Origin of the sequence: Microvirga sp. 17 mud 1-3 (genome assembly GCF_003151255.1) — a bacterium.
Taxonomy (GTDB): domain Bacteria; phylum Pseudomonadota; class Alphaproteobacteria; order Rhizobiales; family Beijerinckiaceae; genus Microvirga.
In genome coordinates this window covers 3,044,469-3,067,568 of record NZ_CP029481.1, presented here as the reverse complement: position 1 = coordinate 3,067,568, position 23,100 = coordinate 3,044,469, and the positions used below count along the sequence as shown (strand labels likewise).

Below are 23,100 nucleotides of genomic sequence, written 5' to 3'. Positions count from 1 at the left end.
TCCGCACCAGGACGGCAGAGGGTCTGTTGCATTGTTATGTAATGACATTTATGTAGGATGAAGCTTGTCCATGCGTCAGCGATGGACGGAATGCGCAGTCATGGGATGAAGCCGGCTGGCCGGCTGGCTTTTCTTGAAAGATCAGGATGCCGCAGAGCCTCGGCACTCAGCAGGATGTTGCGTCCCGTCACTCCTTCGGGTCGCCAGCCCGGACGAACGATTCCGCCCGCACGGGCTCCGAGGCGGCGTCCATCCTGGCGGCCCTTGAGCTGACGCCGGGCTTCCTCTGCCTGTTGCGGGGTCCAGGACACGGGATCGCCTGGGCAAACGAGGAGTTCTGCCGGCTCGCCGAAGAGCAGGGCATCACCGACAGGCCCATCGCGGGCTTCGCCTTTGCGGATCCCCGGCTCATCGAGAGGCTGGATCAGGCTTATGCCACGGGTCTGCCCTTTAGCCTTCAGGAATTTCGGGTCGATCTGCGGCCCGAGGCCGGGACTTCCCCGGAGGAGCGCTTCGTCGATTTCGCCGGTCGTCCCCTTCTCGACCGGGACGGGCGCGTCGAGGGAATCGTCCTCCAGGGGACGGATGTGACCGAGCGGGTTCAAGCCGCCCTCGCGCTCAAGGCCAGCAGCGACCGGGCGGACATGATTCTCGACCTGCTGGACGACGGCTTCGTGGCCTTCGACGAGGAGTTCCACGTCCTCAGGCTGAACCCGGCCGCCCTGAAATCGGACGGGCGCGAGGAGCATGAGATCGTCGGCAAGACCCATTGGGACGCCTGGCCGACCTCGAAAGGGTCCTTCCTGGAGGATGTCTACCGCAAGTGTCTGACCGAGCAGGTTCAGGTCTGCGTGGAGCGCCGTTATCTCGGCTTCGGACAGGACCGCTGGCTCGAATTGCGAATCTGCCCCGTTCCGGGCGGTATCGTCAGCTTCTTCCGGGATGTTACCCAGCGGAAGAAGGCCGAGGAGGCCCTGCGGGCCAGCGAGGAGCGCGCCAGGGCGCTGATCGAGGCCGTTCCCCATCAGGTCTGGGAGGCCGGGCAAGACGGCCGCGCGGAATGGTTCAACGGCCGCTTCTACGATTTCACCGAGGTCTCGGTCGATGATCTCGAAAAAGGGGCCTGGAAGGATCTGATCCATCCCGACGACCAGGAGGCGACGGCCGAGGCCTGGAAGCAGGCCCTGGAGCACGGGACGGTCTTTTCCAGCGAGTTCAGGCTCCGGCGTGCGAGCGACCGGACCTATCGCTGGTTCCTGTCGACGGGCGTCCCGATCCACGACGCTGACGGCAAGGTCATCCGCTGGATCGGAACCAATACCGACATCCACGACCAGAACGTCGCCGCGCAGGAGCTCGAGGCGATGAACGCGCGGCTCGAGGAGCGCGTCGTCGAGCGCACCCGCGAGCGCGACCGCATGTGGCGCCTGTCGACGGACCTCATGATCGTGATCGACAGCCAGGGCCTCGTCGCGGCCGCGAACCCCGCCTGGAAGGCCCTGCTCGATTGGGACGAGGCCGATCTTCTCGGGGCTTCATTCACGGCACTCCTGCATCCGGACGATGCCGAGAAGGTCGGCGGATCGACCGGCGAATGTACGGGGCACCTGCGCTACGATAATCGTATTCGGCACAGGGATGGCTCCTTCCGTTGGATTTCCTGGACCATCGCGCCCGACGAGGGCTCCATTCATGCGATCGGCCGCGACGTCACGGCCGAACGCGAGGCCGCCCAGGCCCTGCTCCAGGCCGAGGAGGTGCTCCGGCAATCCCAGAAGATGGAGGCGGTCGGGCAGCTCACCGGCGGCATCGCGCACGATTTCAACAACCTCCTGACCGGGATCATCGGCAGCCTCGACCTGATCCGCACGCGCATAGCCCAGAACCGGGGCGACCGGATCGAGCGCTATATCGAGGCCGCCATGTCGTCGGCGAAGCGCGCCGCGTCGCTGACGCACCGGCTCCTCGCCTTCTCTCGCCGCCAGCCGCTGGATCCCAAGCCCGTCGACGCCAACATGCTCATCGCCGCGATGGCCGAGCTCCTGCGGCGCACGACCCGGGAGACGATCCGCGTGAAGGAGCGCTTCGCAAAGGGGCTCTGGCTCACCCATTGCGACGCGAACCAGCTCGAGAATGCCGTCCTCAACCTCGTCATCAATGCGCGCGACGCCATGCCGGACGGGGGGCGGGTCGTCATCGCGACCGCAAACCTGACCGTTGCGGACGCGGCAGCCGCCGCCGAGCATGGGGTGGCGGCCGGGGATTACGTGCTGCTTTCGGTCGCCGACGATGGAGCCGGCATGTCCCGGGACGTGATCGAAAAGGCGTTCGAACCTTTCTTCACCACGAAGCCGATGGGGCAGGGGACCGGGCTCGGCCTGTCGATGGTCTACGGCTTCGTGAAGCAGTCCGGTGGGCATGTGCGCATCACGTCCGAACTCGGGCGGGGCACGACGGTGACGATCTATCTGCCGCGGTATCTGGGCGACGAGCATCCGCCGAGCGAGAGGCCCGGAGCCGCCGGGGAGGGGCGCACGACTGCGGGAGCCACGCTGCTCGTCGTCGAGGACGAGCCGGTGGTCCGTGCGCTCGTCGTGGAAATGCTCCAGGACATGGGATACCGCGTTCTCGATGCGGCGGACGGCGCCGAGGGCCTGCGCATTCTGCAGACGACGAAGCAGATCGACCTGCTTCTCACCGATGTGGGGCTGCCGGGCCTGAACGGGCGGCAGCTCGCCGACGCCGCGCGGGAGAACCGTGCGGACCTCAAGGTCCTGTTCATGACCGGCTATGTGGAGAACAACCTGCTGAAGGAAGGCTTCCTGGGGCCGGGCATGGAGGTGATCCCGAAGCCGCTCGCCTTCGACGCCCTCGTGGACAAGATCGAGGCGATGATCCGCCGGGCGTGACGGACCATCGCCTTCAGGTTGGCTTCGCCTGCATCAGGCGAAGGCGCTCCGGGAGCGCTTCAGCCCCACGAACTGGAACTCCGCATACATCAGGACCGCGAGGCCCTGCGCGATGACGAAGGCGTAACCCGCCCGTGTCGGCTCGACCCAGCCACTGACGAGCAGCAGCAGGCTGTCCGCGGCCCAGATCACATTGCCGATCACCACCGCCCAGACGAGTCCACGGGGCAGCCGATCCCGCAGGCCGAGAGAGCCGATGAGGATCGCGTAGGGCACCAGCAGGGCGCCGGATAGGCGCAGCAAGGGCTCCGGAAGTCCGAGCGTCGAAGCGAGAGGCCCGGCTGCGAGCAGCAGAAGGAGCCCGAAGGCGCCGCTGGTGGACGCATCCGCGACCAGGGCCTGGCGCAGGAGAGGGGAGGAAACGACGACCGACATGGCAGGCTCCTTTTCGAAAGGTGTCTTGCGGTCCGGAGGCGGCCCGGGTTTCGATCCCGCCGCTCCGTCGACCGTGCCATGAGGATGGCCGGGGCCGAGGGGCGGGTCGATTACCCCGGACGTCATGGAAGCATGGCGACGCTTCCGTTATGGTCGGGTCATGTCGAACCCCATCCTGTCGAACACCACCCTCACGATCGGCGATCACCTGCGCGACTGGCGGCAGCGCCGGCGCATGAGCCAGATGGACCTCGCACTCGAGGCCGACATCTCGACCCGGCATCTCAGCTTTCTCGAGACGGGACGTTCGCAGCCGAGCCGCGAGATGGTCCTGCACCTGGCCGACCGGCTCGACATTCCCTTGCGTGAGCGAAACATCCTGCTGGTGGCGGCCGGCTATGCGCCGGTCTATTCCCAGCGCCCTCTGGACGACCCGGCTCTCCAGGCCGCGCGTCAGGCTATCGACCTGGTGCTGAAGGGGCACGAGCCTTACCCTGCGCTCGCGGTCGACCGCCACTGGTCGCTCGTGGCCGCAAATGGCGCCCTGATGCCGCTTGTCGGCGCCGTCGATCCCGTGCTCCTCAAGCCGCCCGTGAACGTGCTGCGCCTCAGCCTGCATCCGGGAGGTCTCGCTCCGCGAATCGCCAATTTCTCCGAATGGCGGGACCACATCCTGGCCCGTCTCCATCATCAGGTGGAGATGACCGCGGATGCGGTCCTGATGAAGCTGATGGACGAGCTGCGCGCCTATCCGGCCCCGGCCGGGACTTCCCGCACGCCGCATCCCCGCCAGGATTATGCGGGTGTGCTCGTGCCGCTCCGGCTCCGGTCGGAGGAGGGCGAACTGACGCTCTTCAGCACCACCACGGTCTTCGGAACCCCCGTGGACGTCACCCTGTCGGAGCTCGCCATCGAGGCCTTCTTTCCGGCCGATCCCGAGACGGCTGCGATCCTGCGGAAGAGCGCGGAGGCCGGACTTTAACCGGGCATCAACCTTAATCGGCCATAAACGGAACCGGTAGGAGCCTCCCGTTCGAGGCTCCTTGTGTCGGTTTTTGTAGGGTTTGGGTCGCGTGCGTCTTCGGTATCGTCGCTCTCGGGTGAGATGGATCTGCGCTACCACGGCGCCCTGGGCGCTGGCCGCAGGCCTCCTGGTTTCGTTCACGGCTTCGGCCAGCAACGACGTGCAATCCGGCTTCAGCTTCGCGGCCCGCAGCCCCGTGGTGCGCCTCACCGAGGCCGGTCTCGTTCCCCCCATCGGCGGCGCCGCTCTGGTGAAAAGGCTCGATCTCGGCCGGGATATCCTGCGGGCGACGCCCCGTTACGCCCTGTCGGAGATCCCGCAAGGTGATCCGCCGAAAGATTCCCTGAAGGCCGGCGCAGGCAGTGTCTTTCCGGCCGTGGACCGGACCCGCAAGAGCGGCCGGGCCGCGCCCCTCCGCACGGCCCTCTCCGAGAGGGCGCAGGACATCCGCGCGAGCCTCACGCCGTCGGGGTCGCGCCTGCTCTTCAACCGCAATGAGAACCTCCTGCCGCCCACCATTCTCATGGAAGGCAAGCTGGAAGGTCCCGAGATGGAGCAGCAGGGCTTCGAGCCCTGGCAGGCTCCGGAGCTGACGACCACCCGGCAGGCAACCTCCGTCCAGTCCCCGGCCGCCGCCGCCGCGGGCTCCACGGGGGCTGCCGGCAGCCCCACGACACCATTCGTCAAGCGCGCGGTCGTCCTGTCTTCGACCACGCCGGCTCCGGCGGAAGCCACGCCCATCGAGATTGCGGCTGCGCCGGTTTCCCGCATCGACAAGAACGGCCTGGGCATCACGTCCATGGCCCGGAGCGACGAGGATCGCCCGCGCTATGCGGACCTCATCGATCCGGACAACCTGAGCAAGGAACAGCGCTGCCTCGCCGAGGCGGTCTATTTCGAGGCGCGCAGCGAATCCGAAGAGGGACAGGCCGCCGTCGCACAGGTGGTGCTCAACCGGGTGAAGAGCGGCCTCTATCCGTCCTCGATCTGCGGGGTCGTGTACCAGAACCGCCACCGACACCTGGCCTGCCAGTTCACCTTCGCGTGCGAGGGCAAGGCCCTTCGCGTCAGCGAGTCGGAATCCTGGGATCGGGCGAAGCGCATCGCCAGCGCGGTTCTCGAGGGCAAGACCTATCTGGCCGATGTCGGGGGTGCGACCCACTACCACGCCAACTACGTACGTCCCTACTGGGCCAAGCGCCTCAAGAAGATGGACGTGATCGGCCGCCACGTCTTCTACAAGCTGCGGCCGGGGCAAACCTGACCGTTCGGAAAGTGCCGTCGCACACGTGACCCCTTTGTTATCCTGATATATCGTTCCTAACGTCACTTGTTTGCAGGAACGGATCATGGGTGCGGTCAGGACGGATGTCGCCGGTGCCGGCTACGGGAGCCCTTATGTGGATTCCCTGATCTGGGGCCAGGCGGCCTGGAATCCGGAAGCCGGGCCGATCCGATATTTCTTCGGCAGCAGCGCAACCTTCGATGCCGCCAGCGAGATCCACGGAGCCAGCGACTATCTCTGGGGCCGGGATGATGTGGAGGCCTGGACCGCGACCGAGAAGGGCGTCTTCAAAGCGGCCCTGTCCCTTTACGCCAAGGTCTCCGGGGTGACCTTCGCGCCGGCCGACTCCGTGGCGGATGCAGATGTCGTCTGGTGGAAGACCGAGATATGGGACGGCTCGGCGGGCATCCACGAGGTGCCGAACGAGAAGCCGATCTGGGGCTATTTCAATCCCACGGCGGAATGGAAGAACCTGCATATGGGCGGTGACGGCCGCAATACGATTATGCACGAGATCGGACATGCCCTTGGGCTTTCCCATCCGCATGATGGCGGTTGGGAGGCGGACGCAACCCGCTTCCCCGGGGTGTCCTCATCGGAGGATACGGGCCGCTACGGGCTCAACCAGGGCATCTGGACCGTCATGTCCTATAATGTGGGCTGGGACCAGCGGCCGCAGGACACCGCGTTCGGTGCTCAGGGCGGGCTCGGCGCCCTGGATATCGCGGCGCTGCAGGAACTCTACGGCCCGAATCCCGAGACGGCCAAGGGTGGGAATGTCTATACCCTGCCGACACGCAACGGCACGGGGACCGGCTGGTCCTGCATCTGGGATGCGGGCGGCATCGATACGATCAGTGCCGCTCATGCTCGCGAAAGCGTGACCATCGACCTGCGACCCGCGACCTTAAAGGCGAAAGATCCTCATGCGGGCGGTTATGTCTCGTCCCAGAAAGGAATCTCGGGCGGCTACACCATCGCCAAGGGCGTCCTCATCGAAAATGCAGCCGGCGGAGCCGGAGACGACCGGATCTGGGGAAATGCATCCGCCAATGTCCTGCGCGGCCATGGCGGAAACGACACCCTGAGCGGCCTCGACGGAGACGATACCCTCCAGGGCCGTGTCGGCAATGACGTCCTGTTCGGCGGCCGGGGAAAGGATGCTTTCGTGTTCGACACGACGCTCAACGGCAAAACGAACGTGGACCGAATCGCGGATTTCCGGCCGGGAGAGGATAAGATCCTTCTCGACGACCGGATCTTCAGAGCCCTGAAGCCCGGAGCCCTGGCCGAGGACGCCTTCCACATGGGTGCAGCGGCCAATTCCGGCGACCACATCCTCTATGATCGCGGAAGCGGAGCGCTCTCCTACGATCCGGACGGATCGGGCCATCAGGCCCCGGTGCGATTCGCGCTCCTGCACGCCAAACTCATGGTGAGCGCATCGGATTTCCTCGTCGTCTGACGCCCGGAGAGCCTGCAGACGCCTTGTCGGCTACGGGCTTTTTCCAAGGATTTCCGGGAGAAAAGTGGGCGCGATCCATTAGCGTCGCTTATGCAGCGAACAATAAACATTCGATGTTGTGCCGGTTTCGTCTGCGCTAATATCCGCGCCTTCCGATTTCGAGGATCCTGATCATGTCAGAGCCCGCATCCCGCTCCCGGTTCTCGCCGGAGCTCATCGTCCTGTCCGGGTGCATGATCGCCCTCATCACGTTCGGGCCGCGCGCCTCCTCGGGCCTGTTTCAGATCCCGATGACCATGGAGTTCGGCTGGGGCCGCGACGTGTTCGGCCTCGCCATCGCGGTGCAGAACCTCCTCTGGGGCCTCGGTCAGCCCTTCGCGGGGGCAATCGCGGATCGCTACGGGGCCTTCCGGGTCCTGTGCGTCGGTGCGGTCCTCTATGCCCTGGGGCTCGTGGTCATGGCCTATGCGGTGACGCCGGGCCTGCTCCATCTGGGCGCCGGGGTGCTCATCGGCTTCGGCCTGTCGGGCTGTTCCTTCAACCTGGTGCTCGGAGCCTTCGGTAAGCTCCTGCCCGAATCCTGGCGGCCCATGGCCTTCGGCGCCGGTACGGCGGCGGGCTCCTTCGGCCAGTTCCTGTTCCCGCCCATCGGCAACGTGCTGATCGACTCGATGGGCTGGCACCAGGCGCTCCTGGTGTTCGCCGCGAGCGTCCTTCTGGTGCTGCCCTTCGCGATTGCATTGGCGACGCGGCCCATGGAGGCGGCAGGCCGGAGCGGCCCGGCGCCCGTGCCCGGTCAGTCGATCCGCCAAGCGCTCGGGGAGGCCTTCCGCCACCGCTCCTACGTGCTCCTGGTCCTCGGCTTCTTCACCTGCGGCTTCCAGCTCGCCTTCATCACGGTCCACCTGCCGGCTTATCTGCGCGATGCCGGGCTCTCGGCCGCGGTCGGCGGCTGGACCCTCGCGGTGATCGGCCTCGCCAATGCCTTCGGGTCCCTGACCTCGGGCTGGCTCTCGACCCGCATGTCGAAAAGATGGCTCCTGGCCTGGATCTATCTCGGCCGGGCCGTCGCCATCGCGGTCTTCATCCTGCTGCCGGCGACCCCTGTCACGTCCATCGCGTTCGGCGTCGCCATCGGCGTTCTGTGGCTCTCCACCGTGCCTCCCACATCCTCCCTCGTGATGCTGATGTTCGGCACGCGCTATATGGCCATGCTCTACGGCTTTGCGTTCTTCTCGCACCAAGTCGGCGGGTTCCTCGGGGTCTGGCTCGGCGGCATCCTCTACGAGGCTTACGGCAACTACACCCTGGTGTGGTGGCTCTCCATCGGGCTCGGCGTCGCGTCCGCGCTGATCAACCTGCCCATCGTCGAGAAGCCCGTGGAGCGGCCGGTCCGCCTGCAGCCCGCCGAGTGAGGCGGGCCGCCTGAAGGGAAATCCAGGCCTTTCCGCTTGCTTCATCCTCCCGCGGCGCCAAAACTGACGTGATGGAGCGGAGGAGCGGAATGGCGACCTTCAAGGCGATCGTGATCGACAGGACCGAGACCGGGCAGCAGGTAGAGCATCGGAGCTTCGACGAGGCCGACCTGATGGAAGGTGACGTCACGGTCCGGGTGCAATACTCCACCCTCAACTACAAGGACGGGCTGGCGCTCACCGGGCGCTCGCCGGTCGTGCGGCGCTTTCCGATGATCCCCGGGGTCGATCTGGCCGGTACGGTCGAGCATTCCTCCCATCCCGAGTTCAAGCCGGGGGATTCCGTCATCCTCAACGGCTGGGGGCTGGGCGAGACCCATCTCGGCGCCTATGCGCAGAAGGTGCGGGTGCGCGGCGAGTGGCTGATCCATCTGCCGAAGGGGCTCACCCTCTTTCAGGCCATGGCCATCGGCACTGCCGGCTACACGGCCATGCTGTGCCTCATGGCCCTGGAACGCCACGGAATGCGCTGCCGGCACGGTCCTGCCATCGTCACGGGCGCGGCAGGGGGCGTCGGCTCGGTCGCGGTCACGCTTCTCGCCCGGGCCGGCTGGCACGTGATCGCCTCCACGGGCCGGCCTCAGGAGGCGGACTACCTGAAGTTTCTCGGCGCAGCGGAAATCATCGAGCGCAGCGAGCTCTCCGGCCCGGCCCGGCCGCTCGGCAAGGAGCGCTGGTGCGCCGGGATCGACACGGTAGGCTCCCACACGCTCGCCAACGTGCTCTCGATGACAAAGTATGGCGGGGCGGTTGCGGCCTGCGGCCTGGCCGGTGGCATGGATCTGCCGGGCTCGGTCGCGCCCTTCATCCTACGGGGCATTTCCCTTCTCGGAATCGATTCGGTGATGACCCCGCGGGGCTTACGCCTCGAGGCATGGAGCAGGCTTGCTCACGACCTCGACCTGCATAAGCTCGAAGCGATGACGGCCTCGATCGGTCTGGAGCAGGTCATGGAGGCGGGAAGCGCCATCCTGGAGGGTAAGGTTCGTGGCCGCATCGTGGTCGAGATCGACTGACGGTCCTCGCCAGAGCATCGTGCGGACCCAGAGGGCCGCGTCAGCGAAAAGTGGACCCGGTTTTCCGCTTGAACGATGCTCTCACACAAGGAAGAAGCATCGGATCGATCCCAAAAGTGCAGATCCACTTTTGGGGCCGATGCTTTAGGATGTCCTGACGCCGCTTCCCTCGAGCCATTTCTTCTGCCGGCTGATCTCGGTCGCCATGAAGTCCATGAAGGCCCTTACCCGTGCCGACTGGCGCAGGTCCGGATGGGTGAGGAGCCACAGCCCGGCCGAGAAGTCGGGGTTGATGTCCGACAGGCGCACTAGGCTGGGCTTGGCATCCGCGATGAAGCAGGGCAGGGGGCCGATGCCGAGGCCCGCCTCAACGGCCTCCGCCAGGCCCAGGACCGTGTTCACCTTGTAGACGATTTTCTCGTGCGGAACCTGATCGCGCACGAAGCGCGCGGCCTTGAGGGTGGCGAGGTTGTCGCCGAGCGCCACCCAGGGGCGCTGATAGAGGCCCGGAATGTCCATGGACCGGGACTCGGCCGGGAAGTCCGATGCGCGCCCGTAGATCGCCCAGGCGATGGTCGCGACCCGGCGGCCCACGAGCGTTTCGGGCGGGTTGTCGGTTGCACGGATCGCCACATCCGCATCACGCTTCGACAGGTTGAGCGCCTGGTTGGCGAGCACCACGTCGAGGCGCATTTCCGGGCAGGCATCCAGGAACTTCATGAAGACCGGCGTGAGCATGTGCACGAGCAGCGTATCGTTGGTCGTGACGCGCAATTCCCCGGTGGGCGCCACCGCCTGCCCGGCGAGCTTGCGCGTGAACGTGGCGACGTTCTCTTCCATGTGCTCGGCGAGAGCGGTCATTTCCTCGCCCGCCGTCGTCAGCACATAGCCGGTCCGGTGCCGCTCGAAGAGCTTGACGCCGAGGCTCTCCTCCATCTGGCCGAGACGGCGGAAAACGGTGGAGTGGTTGACGCCGAGTCGTTCCGCCGCCCCGGCGAGGCCTCCCGCCTCGGCGATGGTTTTCACGAGTCTGAAATCGTCCCAGACAAGGTGCTGCTTCGCCACGACTTTGCATCCATGCAAGAATTATCCTGCAATACTAACACTGGTCTTGCAGGGAGGAAAGATTATCCTTCCCGACCATAGCAATTGCGGTGGACGAATTCGACTGGGGCGACGATCTGCACGCTCCCGGCCGTTCTTCTGCATCCCGACAACCTGAACATATTGGAGATTGGAATGGCGAAGGTTCTGGTTCTTTACTATTCGTCCTGGGGTCACATCGAGCAGATGGCCTATGCGGTCGCCGAGGGCGTCCGGGAGGCGGGAGCCGAGGTCGTGGTGAAGCGCGTTCCCGAGCTTGTTCCCGAAGAGGTTGCCCGGAACGCCCATTACAAGCTCGATCAGCCGGCGCCCGTCGCGACCGTCGACGAGCTTCCCCAATACGATGCCATCATCTTCGGCACGCCGACCCGCTACGGCAATATGACGGCGCAGATGAAGAACTTCCTCGACCAGACCGGGGCCCTCTGGGCCAGCGGCGCCCTCGTGGGCAAGGTGGGATCGGTCTTCGCGTCGAGCGCCACCCAGCATGGCGGGCAGGAATCGACCATCCTCACGTTCCATCCCGTGCTCCTGCATCTCGGCATGATCATCGTGGGCCTGCCCTATGCGTTCGCGGGACAGATGGGCGTCGAGGAAGTGAAGGGCGGCTCGCCTTACGGCGCCTCGACAATTGCGGCCGGCGACGGCTCGCGTCAGCCGAGCGCGGTCGAGCTCGAGGCTGCCCGCTACCAGGGCCGCCACGTGGCGCAGATTGCCGCAAAGGTCGCGAAGTAGGAGCGACCGATTACCTCTCCGCAGCCGCCCGGGCGAGACGGTCGTTGATCGCCTCGCCCAGCCCCGCTTCGGGGATCGGCGCCACCGCGATGGCCTGTGCACCCGAGGCGTCGAGCTGGCGGAGGAACGAGAAGAGATGCGTGGCGGCCTCGGCGAGGTCGCCCGTTTCGCTCAGGTTGCGTATCGCGAGCGCATTCCCGATGCCGCGCGGCTGCGCGGGGCCAAACAGGAGGGCCGCCTCTCCGGGCTGGATCTCCTCCGCGTCGAGGCGCACCTGCGCCCGCGGCGCGTAGTGGGAGGCGAGCATTCCTGGGGCCAGCGGCCCGTCGCCCGCCGTGGGCTTGGCCTCCAGCTTCATTCCAATTGCCGCCTCGATGGCCTCCCGCGGCACGCCGCCCGGACGGAGCAGGCGGGGCTTGTCCTCGAGGCACGACACGATGGTCGATTCCACGCCGACCTGGGTCTCGCCCCCGTCGAGCACTGCGGCGATGCGCCCGTCGAGATCCCCCAGCACATGATCGGCCGCCGTCGGGCTCACCCGTCCCGAGCGGTTGGCTGAGGGCGCCGCGACCGGGCGTCCCACAGCAGTAAGCAGCGCCCGGGCGACAGGATGCGACGGGACCCGCAGCCCGACGCTGTCGAGCCCGGCCCGGGCCAGGTCGCTGACCGTGCAGCCCGGCGCGACCGGGACCACAAGGGTCAGCGGGCCGGGCCAGAAGGCTTCCGCCAGGTGTCGGGCCGTCGCGTTGAAAATCCCTTGCGAGAGCGCGGCCGGCAGGCCGTCTACATGAGCGATCAGGGGGTTGAAGCGCGGGCGCTCCTTGGCCGCATAGATCCCGGCGACCGCTTCCGCGCGGGTTGCGTCGGCGCCAAGGCCGTAGACGGTTTCGGTCGGGAACGCCACCAGCCCGCCGTCGCGCAGGATTTCGGCCGCACGGGCGAGGCCGGCTTCGTCCGCCGCAAGGCGCTGCGTCACCATTGACCCGCGATCGTTCACGTCTAAACTATCCTTTTCGCTCGCCGGGCGGGTTTAATGGCGTGGCGATATGCGTCAACATCAAAAGCCTTCTTCCGAAAGGAAACGCGATGACCTACCGCGCCCCGGTCTCAGATATCGCCTTCACGATGCGCCATGTGGCGGGTTTCGACCGGGCCCTGGGGGAGGGGCTCTATGGCGACCTCTCGGACGATCTGGCGCAGACCATCCTGGAGGAGGCGGGCCGTTTCGCCGCTGACGTGATCGCCCCCCTCAACCGCGAGGGAGACCGTCACGGCGTGACCCTGAAGGACGGGGAGGTGATCACGGCGCCGGGCTGGAAGGAGGCCTACCGGGCCTGGACGGAGGCGGGCTGGAACGCCTTGCCCGGACCGGTGGATTTCGGCGGCCAGGGTCTTCCGATCCTGCTCAACTCCGCCTGCGTCGAGATGTGGAACTCCGCCTCCATGGCGTTCGGCATCGGGCCGGTCCTCACCATGGGCGCGATCGAGGCCCTGATCTCCCACGGAACCGATGCGTTGCGCGAGCGCTATCTCGCGAAGCTCGTCTCCGGCGAGTGGACGGCGACCATGAACCTCACGGAGCCCCAGGCCGGCTCGGACCTCGCGGCGCTCCGCTCCCGCGCCGAACCTGTCGGTGACGGCACCTACCGCATCCGTGGCCAGAAGATCTTCATCACCTACGGCGAGCACGACCTGACGGACAACATTGTCCATCTTGTCCTCGCCCGCCTGCCCGATGCACCGGCCGGGACTCGGGGCATCTCGCTCTTCCTGGTCCCGAAGGTTCTCCCCGACGGCACCCGCAACGACCTGCGCTGCGCCGGCATCGAGCATAAGCTCGGCATCCATGGCTCGCCCACCTGCACCATGGCGTTCGGCGATCACGAGGGCGCCATCGGCTGGCTCGTAGGCGAGGAGAACCGCGGCCTCGCCTGCATGTTCACGATGATGAACAATGCCCGTCTTGCGGTGGGCCTCCAGGGTGTCGCCATCGCGGAGCGCGCTTACCAGCAGGCTCTCGCTTACGCGAAGGAGCGCCGCCAGGGCCGCGCGCCGGGCCATGCCGGTGACGGGATGAGCCCCATCGTCGAGCACCCGGACGTGCAGCGCAACCTCCTCACCATGAAGGCGCTCACCGCTGCGTCACGGGCGATCTGCTACATGACCGCCGGGGCCCTCGACCGGGCCCATCTCGCCCGGGACGAGGCGGCACGACGCAGGGCGCAGGAGCAGGCCTCGCTCCTGACGCCTGTGGCGAAAGCCTTTTCGACCGACATTGGGGTCGAGGTCGCGTCCCTGGGCGTCCAGGTTCATGGGGGCATGGGCTATATCGAGGAGACCGGCGCGGCCCAGCACCTGCGCGACGCGCGCATCGCGCCGATTTATGAAGGCACCAACGGCATTCAGGCCATCGACCTCGTCATGCGCAAGCTCCCGCTCTCGGGTGGCGATACGGTCCGGGCGCAGATCGCCGCCATGCGGGCCGTCGTCGCCCGCATCGTGCGCGAGGGCACGCCCCTTTTCGGCAACACCGCGCCGCGCCTGCGCGATGCCGTCGAGTGCCTCGACCGGGCGACCGGCCATCTCCTCAAGCTCGTCCTGGCGAACGCGCCCGCCGAGGCACTCGCGGGCGCGACGCCTTACCTGCGCCTTTTTGCCCTGGCCCAGGGCGGCGCGGCCCTGGCCGAGGCGGCTCTTGCGGCCAACCGGATGATCGGCGAAGGCGATACCGATCCGGCCCATGCGGGCCGCATCGCCCTATGCCGCTTCTTCGCCGAGAACATCGCGGTCGGCGCGAAAGGGCTCGAGGACACGGTTCTCGGCGGCGCCGGCTTCCTGCACGATGCTCCTGCGGTCCTCGCAGGCTGATCCGGGATCGATCTCATGAGTCTCAAAGGCAAGACGCTCTTCATCACCGGCGCCTCCCGCGGCATCGGCCTCGCCATCGGCCTGCGCGCCGCGCGGGACGGCGCCAACGTGGCCATTGCGGCGAAGACCGCCGAGCCGCACCCGAAGCTGCCCGGCACCATCTTCACGGCTGCCGAGGAAATCGAGAAGGCTGGCGGAAAGGCGCTGCCCCTGACGGTCGACGTGCGGGACGAGGAAGCCGTGAAGGAGGCCGTCGCCCGCACGGTCGAGACCTTCGGCGGCCTCGACATCGTGGTCAACAATGCCAGCGCCATCAGCCTGACGCGCACGCTGCAGACCGAGATGAAGCGCTTCGACCTGATGCATCAGGTCAATACGCGCGGCACCTTCATGGTGTCGAAATATGCAATCCCGCACCTTGAGAAGGCCGAGAACCCGCACATCCTCATGCTGTCGCCGCCCCTCGACATGAAGGAAAAGTGGTTCGCACCCCATCTCGCCTATTCGCTCGCCAAATATGGCATGAGCCTGTGCGTGCTGGGCCTCGCCGGGGAACTGCGTGAGAAGGGGATTGCCGTGAACGCGCTCTGGCCGCGCACCACCATCGCGACGAGCGCCGTGCGCAACCTCCTGGGCGGTGAGGAGATCGTGCAGGCGAGCCGGACCCCTGAGATCCTGGCCGATGCGGCCCATGCGGTCTTCCTGAAGCCGTCACGGACCTTCTCGGGCCATTTCCTCATCGACGATACCTTCCTGAAAGGGGAGGGCGTCACGGATTTCGAGAAGTACCGGGTCGACCCGGCTAAGCCCCTCATGCCGGACTTCTTCGTTCCGGACGGGGCCTGACGATAGGGCATGTCCGGCTGCCCTCGCGCCCGTCATGAAAACCCGGTAATGCTCCATGAAACAAGACGGAGACGGGTATGATCATCGTCCACAGGCCGGCCGACGTGTCGAAGACGGAATCCCTGGAGCGGCACATTCTCCGGCCCGGAGAGATCATTCCGGACGATGCCCTGTGGATCGACCTGATCGAGCCGACCCGGGACGAGGACCGGCTCGTGGAGCAGCATCTCGCGATCGAAATCCCGACCCGGGAGGAGATGGCCGATATCGAGCCCTCCGAAATCCTCTATCGCGAGAACAACGCCCGCTACATGACCGCGCGGGTCCTTTGCAATTCCGACAGCGAGACGCCTAAGCTCATCGACGTCTCGTTCATCCTGACGGAGCGGGCCCTTGTGACGGTCCGCTACGGGGAGCCGCGGTCCTTCGCGATGTTCGCGGCCCGGGCCATCAAGCCGGGGGGCTGCCGCCCGCAGCCGGAAGCCGTCCTCGACGGACTGATCGAGGCCGTCATCGACCGGGCGGCCGAGATCCTGGCGCAGATCGGATCGCGGATCGACCGGCTGTCGCAGTCCATCTTCGAGAACGAGCGGATGGGCTCGCGCCGGGCGGCGAGCTTTCGGGCCGCCCTCAAGTCCATCGGGCGCAAGGGCGACATCATCTCGAACGTCCGCGAGAGCATGGTCACGGTCGAGCGGCTCCTGCTCTTCCTCTCGGCCAGCATGCCGCGTCCCCAGAAATCCAAGGATTTTCAGGCGGAATGGCGCACCGCCATCCGCGACGTGCAATCCATCGAGGAACATGCCACCTTCCTGTCCAACAAGCTGCAGTTCCTGCTCGATGCCACCCTGGGCCTCGTCACCATCGAGCAGAACGACATCATCAAGCTGTTCTCGGTGGTCTCCGTGATCTTCCTGCCCCCGACCCTGGTGGCGTCGATCTACGGCATGAACTTCCAGATCATGCCGGAACTGCATTGGGAGTTCGGCTATCCGCTGGCCATCATCCTGATCGTCGTCGCGGCGATCCTGCCTTATGTGTTCTTCCGCTGGAAACGCTGGCTCTGAGGACATTCCCATGTGCGGCCGCTATGCCATCACCCTGCCGCCCGAGGCCTATCGCGCCATCTTCGGCTATCCTGAGCAGCCCAATTTTCCGCCGCGCTACAACGTGGCCCCGACGCAGCCGGTGCCGGTTGTCCTGGAGGAGCGCGGAGAGCGCCATTTCAGGCTCGTCCGCTGGGGCTTCCTGCCCTCCTGGGCCAAGGACCCGAAGGAGTTCCCTCTCGTCATCAATGCCCGGGGCGAGACGCTCGAGACCAAACCCACCTTCAAGGCGGCCCTGAAGCGGCGGCGCTGCATCTTCTTGGCGGACGGCTTTTACGAATGGCAGCGCCACGGGCGCGAGAAGGCGCCGTTCCTGATCCGGCTGCGGGAGCGCGGCCCGATGCCGCTGGCGGGCCTGTGGGAGACTTACACGGACCCTGCCGGCGGCGAGATCGACACGGCCGCCATCGTGACCACGGATGCCAACGGGGTGCTCTCGGCCATCCACGACCGGATGCCCGTGATCCTGTCACAGGACGCCATCGGTGACTGGCTCGACGTGCGGGACGAGCAGACAGACAGGGCCATGCGCCTCGTTCGCCCCTGCCCGGAGGAGTGGCTCGACATGGTTCCGGTGAGCCGTCGGGTGAACAAGGTCGAGAACGACGATCCAGGCGTTCAGGAGCCTCTTCCGGCGCCGGAGCCGGCGCCCGTCGTGGCGAAACGCAAGGCCGCGAAACCGCGCTCCAGTGATGAGGACGAGCAGGGAAGCCTGTTCTAGGGCCGACCTGATCGCCTTGTCCCGGCCTCTGCGATCATGTTTGATGCCGTTTCGTGAAGAGTATGCACTGCCGTGGAGGAGAGCCCGATGATCGTCTGCCGCCTGTGCCTTCTTGCCGCCCTGGCGGCCGCGGTGCCACTCCAGGTTTCGGCCAGAGAGACGGCCGGCAAGCCGACCTCCCTCAAGGACGCCTCTCGCGAGCAGGTGGCGCAGGCGCTGCCTCCGGCTGCCCGAAATGCGCTTCTCGGGGCGCGGGACCGGAAGCAATATGTGGCCGCCACCATCGCATTCGCTCGCAGTGCCGCCGGCCAGGACGGCGTGCTGACGGAAGCGGATGCCAGGGGACTGGCGCAGGGCGATCCCCGCGTTGCGCAGATCCGGTATTATCTAAGGACGCCCTACCTGAAGGCTTACTACACGCCTCGCAAGCTCGGGAGCCGGTCCGTCCCACGGATCCCAGTACAGAGAATGGGGCAGGTCGCCGGCGCCACCTGGGACAAGTTCGACGAGAATCACGACGGCGTGCTGTCCGCCGAGGAACGCGTCCCCCTCCAGGTCGCGCGGGGAGGAGCTTCGGGCTCTCGCCCTCCGCTTCAGTGATCCGCCGCGGCGCGTGCACGGGCCTCTAAGGCCCTTTCCCGCAGGGCGCGAATATCCGGAAGAGCTATGAATGGCCACGAAGGAGCGCGCCGTCGCTCCCTGCGTGCTGACCCTATCCCGAAGTGTGGTCTACCATTGCGCGCCTGCTGGGACGGGAAAATGCCGAATATCCTCGGCCGAGGCGAACGTGTTCCGCGCTCGCCGCCTGTCTGGATTCGCGGGAGAGACGGCCATGCGCGTGACGGATGACCAGCTGATCCTCAACATGCTGAGGCGTTTGCGCTTTCTCGGTTCCGGCGCACAGGACAGGTTGGGGCTCGACCCCGAGACGAATGATACGGGGGACCCGCTTCGCTCGGGACAGGCCCCTTCGATGACGGGATCCGCCAGCCCCGGCGTCCTGGCGGGACCACCTCCCGCGCCGGCCTCCGGAGGCGCAGAGGCACCGCAGGAGGCGTCCGGACCCGCCGGGCAGGCTTTCGCGACCGAGAAGCCTGCAAGCCACCTCGATCCAATGACGACGCCGACCGCGTCGCCTGCCCCGACCGAACGGATCGGACTCTCGCCCGACGCACTTCAGACCACGCCGTTCATGCCCTTCCAGACGATGTCCATTCGGACATCGGAGCCCGTCACGGTGGTGTCGCAGCCGCCCGCCGCGTCGCCGTCCGGTACACCCACATCGACGCCCGGGACCGGCACCGGCCCGGACACGCCGCCTGTCACGGGCTCGGAATCGACCTCGCCCCTGTCGGCCGCATCCGCTCCAACCGCCAGCCTGGGAAGCACGCCCTCGGCGAGTCAGACGCTCACGGACGCCGCGGGACCGGCGACGCTCGCAGCGCCGAGCTCGACCAGCAATGCCATCGTGCTCGAGAACCAGAAACGCGGTAATCCCGAAAGCGAATGGGGGCTGAAGAACGGCGTAGGCGACAACAACATCCAGGGCTTCGCCACTGATATCAGCGTCAATCACGGCACCACGATCGATTTCAAGATCGCGACGGATTCGACCAAGTACCGCCTCGATATCTATCGGATCGGCTATTATGGCGGCGCCGGTGCCCGCAAGGTCGATTCCATCGAGAAGAACCTGACGACCGCCCAGGTTCAGCCGCACCCCATCGTCGATTATTCCACCGGCCTCATCGATTGCGGCAACTGGAACGTGTCTGCGAGCTGGCAAGTCCCAGCGGACGCAGTATCGGGCGTCTACTTCGCCAAGCTCGTGCGCGAAGACGGCACGCCGGGCGAGAACATGATCCCGTTCATCGTCCGCAATGATCAGGACAAGAGCGACATCACGTTCCAGACCTCGGATACGACCTGGCAGGCCTACAACGCCTGGGGCGGCGCGAGCCTGTATTACGGTGACGTTCCCCTCAATCCCGAGGATATGATCTCCTACGTGCCGCCGAACTGCAGCTGTGGCCTGACGGCCATCGGCCGCGCCTATAAGGTGAGCTACAACCGGCCGTTCATTACGGAAACGAGCCCTCGCGGCGGGCCCTGGGACTTCATCTTCGGGGCCGAGTATCCGGCGATCCGCTGGCTGGAGCGGAACGGCTACGACATCAACTACATCTCGGGCGTGGATTCGGCCCGGGATGGAGCACAGCTTCTCAACAGCAAGGCGTTCCTATCGGTGGGCCATGACGAGTATTGGTCGGCCGAGCAGCGCGCGAATGTCGAGGCGGCGAGGGATGCCGGCGTCAATCTCGCGTTCTGGAGCGGCAACGAGGCCTATTGGAAGATCCGCTGGGAAAACAGCATCGACGGAAACGGAACGCCATACCGGACGCTCGTTACCTACAAGGAGAGCCTCGCGCATGCCGATATCGACCCGTCCAGTACCGGCACCGGAACCTGGCGCGACCCACGCTTCGCCGATCCGGGACAGGAGCCCGAAAACTCCCTGACCGGCACCATGTTCATGGTGGATTCCTACCGCAAGGACACGATCACGATTCCCTACGAGATGTCGAAGCTGCGGTTCTGGCGGAACACGGACATCGCCAATCTGCAGCCGGGCCAAACGGGCTCGCTCGTCCAGAATCTGCTCGGCTACGAATGGGATTCCGACGTCGATAACGGCTTCCGGCCGGCCGGGCTCATCAACATGTCCCTGTCGACCGTCAACGTGAACACGCTGCTTCAGGATTACGGATCGACGGTCGGGCCCGGCACGGCGACGCACAGCCTGACCCTTTACCGGGCTGAGAGCGGCGCGCTCGTCTTCGGCGCCGGCACAGTCTATTGGTCCTGGGGCCTCGACGATCAGAACTCGGTCGAGGCGACGCCGGTCGATCCCAATGTCCAGCAGGCGATGGTGAACCTGTTCGCCGATATGGGCATCCAGCCGCAGACCCTCCAGGCGAGCCTGGTTCTCGCATCCGCATCGACCGACCATACCGCGCCCACCGCGAGCCTGACCTTCCCGAACGGGACGTCCAATATCTACGAAGGCCAGAAGATCACGATCAGCGGTACGGCTGCCGATGTGGGTGGCGTCGTGGCCGGCGTCGAGGTGTCCACCGACGGCGGCCAGTCCTGGCACAAGGCGACTGGTCGCAACACTTGGACCTATACGTGGAACACGCAGGACAGCGGGACCTACCAAGTCCTCGCACGCGCGGTGGACGACAGCCTGAACCTGGGTACGCCGACCGCCCCCGTCAATATTTCGGTCAAGCCGGCGCTCACCGACAGCTTCTTCAACTTCGCGGACACGCCGAGCACCCTGTTCAATATCGATGCCCGCAGCGTCGAACTCGGCATGAAGTTCACGAGTTCGACAGCCGGTAAGATCACGGGGATCCGGTTCTACAAGCCGGCTCAGATCCTGGGCGACAGGGTCGCGCATCTCTGGACCGGTGACGGCACGCTGCTCGCGACCGCGACCTTCGACGACATGTCTTATTCGGGCTGGCAGACGGCGACTTTCGAGACGCCCATCACCATCGCGCCCGGTACCACCTATGTGGCGTCCTATCACACCCGTTACTACTCCTCGACTTCCAACTACTTCACCACCCCGATCACCGCTGGGCCGCTGACGGCGCCGATCGGTGCCTCCGTCTTCGCCTATGGGGACGGAACGCTCTTCCCGAATTCCAACGGCGGCAATGCCAATTACTGGGTCGATGTCATCTTCGACGCGGGCCCGCAGCAGCCTCCAGTCGCGAATGCCGACAGCGGCTTCACGACGGCCCGCAATAACGTGCTGACGATCCCGGCGGCTTCGCTTCTCGGCAACGATACGGATCCGAACGGCGATACGCTGACCATCACGGGCGTCAGCAACGCGGCTCATGGCTCTGTGACCTATAATGCCCAGAACAAGACCGTCACATTCACGCCGACGACCGATTATACGGGCGCTGCAAGCTTTACCTACACGATCTCCGACGGTCGCGGCGGCACGGCCTCGGCCAATGTCAGCCTGTCGGTCGTGGACCAGAGTGCGCTTCCGGTTTCCCTCTTCTCACCCTCCGTCACGCCCACGAACACATCGAGCACGGATTCGAAGTCCGTTGAGCTCGGCATGAAGTTCCAGGCATCGGTGTCCGGAACGGTCAGCGGAATCAAGTTCTACAAAGGCACGGGCGACATTGGCAGCCATGAAGGCCGGTTGTGGACCTCGACCGGAACGCTGCTCGGCACCGTCACGTTCGCCAACGAGAGTGCAAGCGGCTGGCAGACCGCCTATTTCTCGAACCCCATCGCTCTCAATCAGAACGAGACCTATGTCGTCTCCTACCATAGCAACGGACATTATGCGTCCACGCCGAACTACTTCACGGCCCCCGTCACGAACGGGCCGCTGACGGCGCCGGCCGGCAACAATGGCGTTTTCGCTTATGGAACCTCCGCCCAGTTCCCGACCAACAGCTATGGGTCCGCCAACTACTTCGTCGACGTCTTGTTCAACGCCACGCCAACGGCGAACCAGCCACCAGTCGCGAATGCCGACAGCGGCTTCACGACGACGCGGGACAACGCCCTGACGCTTGCGGCGACATCGCTTCTCAGCAACGACACGGACCCGAATGGCGATACGCTGACGATCACGGGTGTCGGCAATGCAACCCATGGCAGCGTGGCGTATAACGCCCAGAACAAGACCGTCACGTTCACGCCGACGGCCGGTTACATGGGAGCGGCGAGCTTCACCTATACGATTTCGGACGGCCGCGGCGGCACCGCCTCGGCCAATGTGAGCCTTTCGGTGCTCGATTCCGGTTCTGCGCCGATTTCCGTGCTTCCGTCCTCGCTCACCCCGAATGTCGCGTCGAACAACGACTCGAACTCCGTCGAGCTGGGCATGAAGTTCCAGGCCTCCGTGTCCGGTACGGTGAGCGGAGTGAAGTTCTACAAAGGCACTGGCGATACGGGCTCCCATGAGGGACGCCTGTGGACCTCGACCGGAACGCTGCTCGGCACCGTCACGTTCTCCAACGAGAGCGCGAGCGGATGGCAGACTGCCTATTTCTCGAACCCGATTGCCCTCAACGCCAACGAAACCTATGTGGTGTCCTACCACAGCAACGGGCACTATGCCTCGACGTCCGGCTATTTCACCGCTCCCGTCACGAACGGGCCGCTGACGGCGCCGGCCGGCAACAACGGCGTTTTCGCCTACGGGGCATCGGCCCTGTTCCCCACCAACAGCTACGGATCCGCGAACTACTTCGTAGATGTGCTCTTCAACCCGACGCCAACGGCGAACCAGCCACCGGTCGCGAATGCCGACAGCGGCTTCACGACAGCCCGAAACAATGTGCTGACGATCCAGGCGGCTTCGCTTCTCGGCAACGATACGGATTCGAACGGCGATACGCTGACGATCACAGGCGTCAGCAACCCGGCTCACGGCTCCGTGGTCTATAATGCGCAGAATAAGACCGTTTCGTTCACGCCGACGACCGATTATACGGGCGCCGCAAGCTTCACCTACACGATCTCCGATGGCCAAGGCGGAACGGCCTCGGCCAATGTCAGCCTGTCGGTGCTCGCACCGACCTCGATGCCGGTTTCCCTCTTCTCGCCGTCGACCACTCCCGAAACCACATCGAGTTTCGATTCGAAGCCCGTCGAGCTCGGAATGAGGTTCCAATCGAGCGCGGCCGGGACGGTGAGCGGAGTGAAGTTCTACAAGGGCACCAGCGACACCGGAACGCACGAGGGTCGGTTGTGGACCTCGACCGGAACGCTGCTCGGCACCGTCGCGTTCTCCAACGAGAGCGCAAGCGGCTGGCAGACTGCCTACTTCTCGAACCCGATCACGATCAACCCGAACGAGACCTATGTGGTGTCCTATCACAGCAACGGTCATTATGCCGCTACCAGCAATGGGTTCGCGTCCGCCGTCACGAATGGGCCGCTTACGGCGTCTGCCGGCAATAACGGCGTCTATGCCTATGGTTCGACGAGCCTCTTCCCCACAAGCAGCTACAATGCCACCAACTACTTCGTCGATGTGGTCTTCAACCCGCTGACGGCCTGAGGATG

At 65.6% G+C, this 23,100-nt stretch carries 16 protein-coding genes; 13 read left to right on the top strand and 3 right to left on the bottom strand.

The window, feature by feature from the left end; genetic code table 11:
- Window positions 1–146 precede the first annotated feature (146 nt).
- On the top strand, window positions 147–2,909 hold the full coding sequence (locus C4E04_RS14500; RefSeq protein ID WP_109598383.1) for a PAS domain-containing sensor histidine kinase: 2,763 nt from the start codon (window positions 147–149) through the stop codon (window positions 2,907–2,909).
- 33 nt (window positions 2,910–2,942) lie between these two features.
- Here the strand turns inward: C4E04_RS14500 and C4E04_RS14495 are convergent, their stop codons facing one another.
- Window positions 2,943–3,344 (bottom strand): hypothetical protein, encoded by a 402-nt coding sequence (locus C4E04_RS14495; RefSeq protein ID WP_109601156.1) that lies wholly within the window; start codon window positions 3,342–3,344, stop codon window positions 2,943–2,945.
- Window positions 3,345–3,519: 175 nt separating this feature from the next.
- Between C4E04_RS14495 and C4E04_RS14490 the strand changes: the two genes are divergently transcribed.
- The 5 genes from C4E04_RS14490 to C4E04_RS14470 all read left to right on the top strand — a co-directional run bounded on the left by C4E04_RS14490 (window position 3,520) and on the right by C4E04_RS14470 (window position 9,609).
- On the top strand, window positions 3,520–4,326 hold the full coding sequence (locus C4E04_RS14490) for a helix-turn-helix domain-containing protein (protein WP_210204641.1): 807 nt from the start codon (window positions 3,520–3,522) through the stop codon (window positions 4,324–4,326).
- A 118-nt stretch (window positions 4,327–4,444) separates the two neighbouring features.
- Window positions 4,445–5,632 carry a cell wall hydrolase gene (locus C4E04_RS14485; RefSeq protein ID WP_109601154.1) on the top strand — a complete coding sequence of 396 codons (1,188 nt, stop codon included), beginning with the start codon at window positions 4,445–4,447 and terminating at the stop codon, window positions 5,630–5,632.
- Window positions 5,633–5,717: 85 nt separating this feature from the next.
- Entirely contained in the window at window positions 5,718–7,118 is a 1,401-nt protein-coding gene (locus C4E04_RS21650; protein WP_109598379.1) for a M10 family metallopeptidase, read from the top strand.
- Between the two features lie 173 nt (window positions 7,119–7,291).
- The gene (locus tag C4E04_RS14475; protein WP_109598377.1) at window positions 7,292–8,533 is read left to right on the top strand and encodes an MFS transporter; all 1,242 of its coding nucleotides are present in this window, start codon (window positions 7,292–7,294) and stop codon (window positions 8,531–8,533) included.
- A gap of 89 nt (window positions 8,534–8,622) precedes the next feature.
- Window positions 8,623–9,609 (top strand): MDR family oxidoreductase, encoded by a 987-nt coding sequence (locus C4E04_RS14470; RefSeq protein ID WP_109598375.1) that lies wholly within the window; start codon window positions 8,623–8,625, stop codon window positions 9,607–9,609.
- Window positions 9,610–9,753: 144 nt separating this feature from the next.
- Here C4E04_RS14470 and C4E04_RS14465 read toward each other — a convergent pair whose 3' ends face one another.
- Window positions 9,754–10,674: a LysR family transcriptional regulator gene (locus C4E04_RS14465; RefSeq protein WP_109598373.1), complete on the bottom strand. Its 921-nt coding sequence runs from the start codon at window positions 10,672–10,674 to the stop codon at window positions 9,754–9,756.
- A gap of 174 nt (window positions 10,675–10,848) precedes the next feature.
- Here C4E04_RS14465 and wrbA point away from each other — a divergent pair, with 174 nt between their 5' ends.
- The gene (wrbA, locus tag C4E04_RS14460) at window positions 10,849–11,448 is read left to right on the top strand and encodes an NAD(P)H:quinone oxidoreductase (protein ID WP_109598371.1); all 600 of its coding nucleotides are present in this window, start codon (window positions 10,849–10,851) and stop codon (window positions 11,446–11,448) included.
- Between the two features lie 10 nt (window positions 11,449–11,458).
- Here the strand turns inward: wrbA and C4E04_RS14455 are convergent, their stop codons facing one another.
- Window positions 11,459–12,445, bottom strand: a complete 987-nt coding sequence (locus C4E04_RS14455) for an L-threonylcarbamoyladenylate synthase (protein WP_371681999.1) — start codon at window positions 12,443–12,445, stop codon at window positions 11,459–11,461.
- 89 nt (window positions 12,446–12,534) lie between these two features.
- Here C4E04_RS14455 and C4E04_RS14450 point away from each other — a divergent pair, with 89 nt between their 5' ends.
- The 6 genes from C4E04_RS14450 (at window position 12,535) to C4E04_RS14425 (ending at window position 23,095) form a co-directional block, all read left to right on the top strand.
- The gene (locus C4E04_RS14450; protein WP_109598366.1) at window positions 12,535–14,316 is read left to right on the top strand and encodes an acyl-CoA dehydrogenase; all 1,782 of its coding nucleotides are present in this window, start codon (window positions 12,535–12,537) and stop codon (window positions 14,314–14,316) included.
- Window positions 14,317–14,331: 15 nt separating this feature from the next.
- Window positions 14,332–15,162, top strand: coding sequence for an NAD(P)-dependent oxidoreductase (locus tag C4E04_RS14445; RefSeq protein WP_109598364.1), 831 nt, complete (start codon window positions 14,332–14,334; stop codon window positions 15,160–15,162).
- A 77-nt stretch (window positions 15,163–15,239) separates the two neighbouring features.
- Window positions 15,240–16,229, top strand: a complete 990-nt coding sequence (gene corA / locus C4E04_RS14440; RefSeq protein ID WP_109598362.1) for a magnesium/cobalt transporter CorA — start codon at window positions 15,240–15,242, stop codon at window positions 16,227–16,229.
- 10 nt (window positions 16,230–16,239) lie between these two features.
- Window positions 16,240–16,989, top strand: coding sequence for an SOS response-associated peptidase (locus C4E04_RS14435; protein ID WP_109598360.1), 750 nt, complete (start codon window positions 16,240–16,242; stop codon window positions 16,987–16,989).
- 87 nt (window positions 16,990–17,076) lie between these two features.
- Complete coding sequence (locus C4E04_RS14430) at window positions 17,077–17,589, top strand: hypothetical protein (RefSeq protein ID WP_109598358.1); 513 nt, start codon at window positions 17,077–17,079, stop codon at window positions 17,587–17,589.
- Window positions 17,590–17,659: 70 nt separating this feature from the next.
- The gene (locus C4E04_RS14425) at window positions 17,660–23,095 is read left to right on the top strand and encodes a DUF4082 domain-containing protein (RefSeq protein ID WP_245416111.1); all 5,436 of its coding nucleotides are present in this window, start codon (window positions 17,660–17,662) and stop codon (window positions 23,093–23,095) included.
- Window positions 23,096–23,100 lie beyond the last annotated feature (5 nt).

Bases quoted from the DNA above. Each gene is read 5' to 3' on its own strand.
- C4E04_RS14500 (WP_109598383.1), top strand. From the start codon at position 147: ATGCCGCAGAGCCTCGGCACTCAGCAGGATGTTGCGTCCCGTCACTCC.
- C4E04_RS14495 (WP_109601156.1), bottom strand. From the start codon at position 3,344: ATGTCGGTCGTCGTTTCCTCCCCTCTCCTGCGCCAGGCCCTGGTCGCG.
- C4E04_RS21650 (WP_109598379.1), top strand. From the start codon at position 5,718: ATGGGTGCGGTCAGGACGGATGTCGCCGGTGCCGGCTACGGGAGCCCT.
- C4E04_RS14475 (WP_109598377.1), top strand. From the start codon at position 7,292: ATGTCAGAGCCCGCATCCCGCTCCCGGTTCTCGCCGGAGCTCATCGTC.
- C4E04_RS14470 (WP_109598375.1), top strand. From the start codon at position 8,623: ATGGCGACCTTCAAGGCGATCGTGATCGACAGGACCGAGACCGGGCAG.
- wrbA (WP_109598371.1), top strand. From the start codon at position 10,849: ATGGCGAAGGTTCTGGTTCTTTACTATTCGTCCTGGGGTCACATCGAG.
- C4E04_RS14450 (WP_109598366.1), top strand. From the start codon at position 12,535: ATGACCTACCGCGCCCCGGTCTCAGATATCGCCTTCACGATGCGCCAT.
- C4E04_RS14445 (WP_109598364.1), top strand. From the start codon at position 14,332: ATGAGTCTCAAAGGCAAGACGCTCTTCATCACCGGCGCCTCCCGCGGC.
- corA (WP_109598362.1), top strand. From the start codon at position 15,240: ATGATCATCGTCCACAGGCCGGCCGACGTGTCGAAGACGGAATCCCTG.
- C4E04_RS14435 (WP_109598360.1), top strand. From the start codon at position 16,240: ATGTGCGGCCGCTATGCCATCACCCTGCCGCCCGAGGCCTATCGCGCC.
- C4E04_RS14430 (WP_109598358.1), top strand. From the start codon at position 17,077: ATGATCGTCTGCCGCCTGTGCCTTCTTGCCGCCCTGGCGGCCGCGGTG.
- C4E04_RS14425 (WP_245416111.1), top strand. From the start codon at position 17,660: ATGGCCACGAAGGAGCGCGCCGTCGCTCCCTGCGTGCTGACCCTATCC.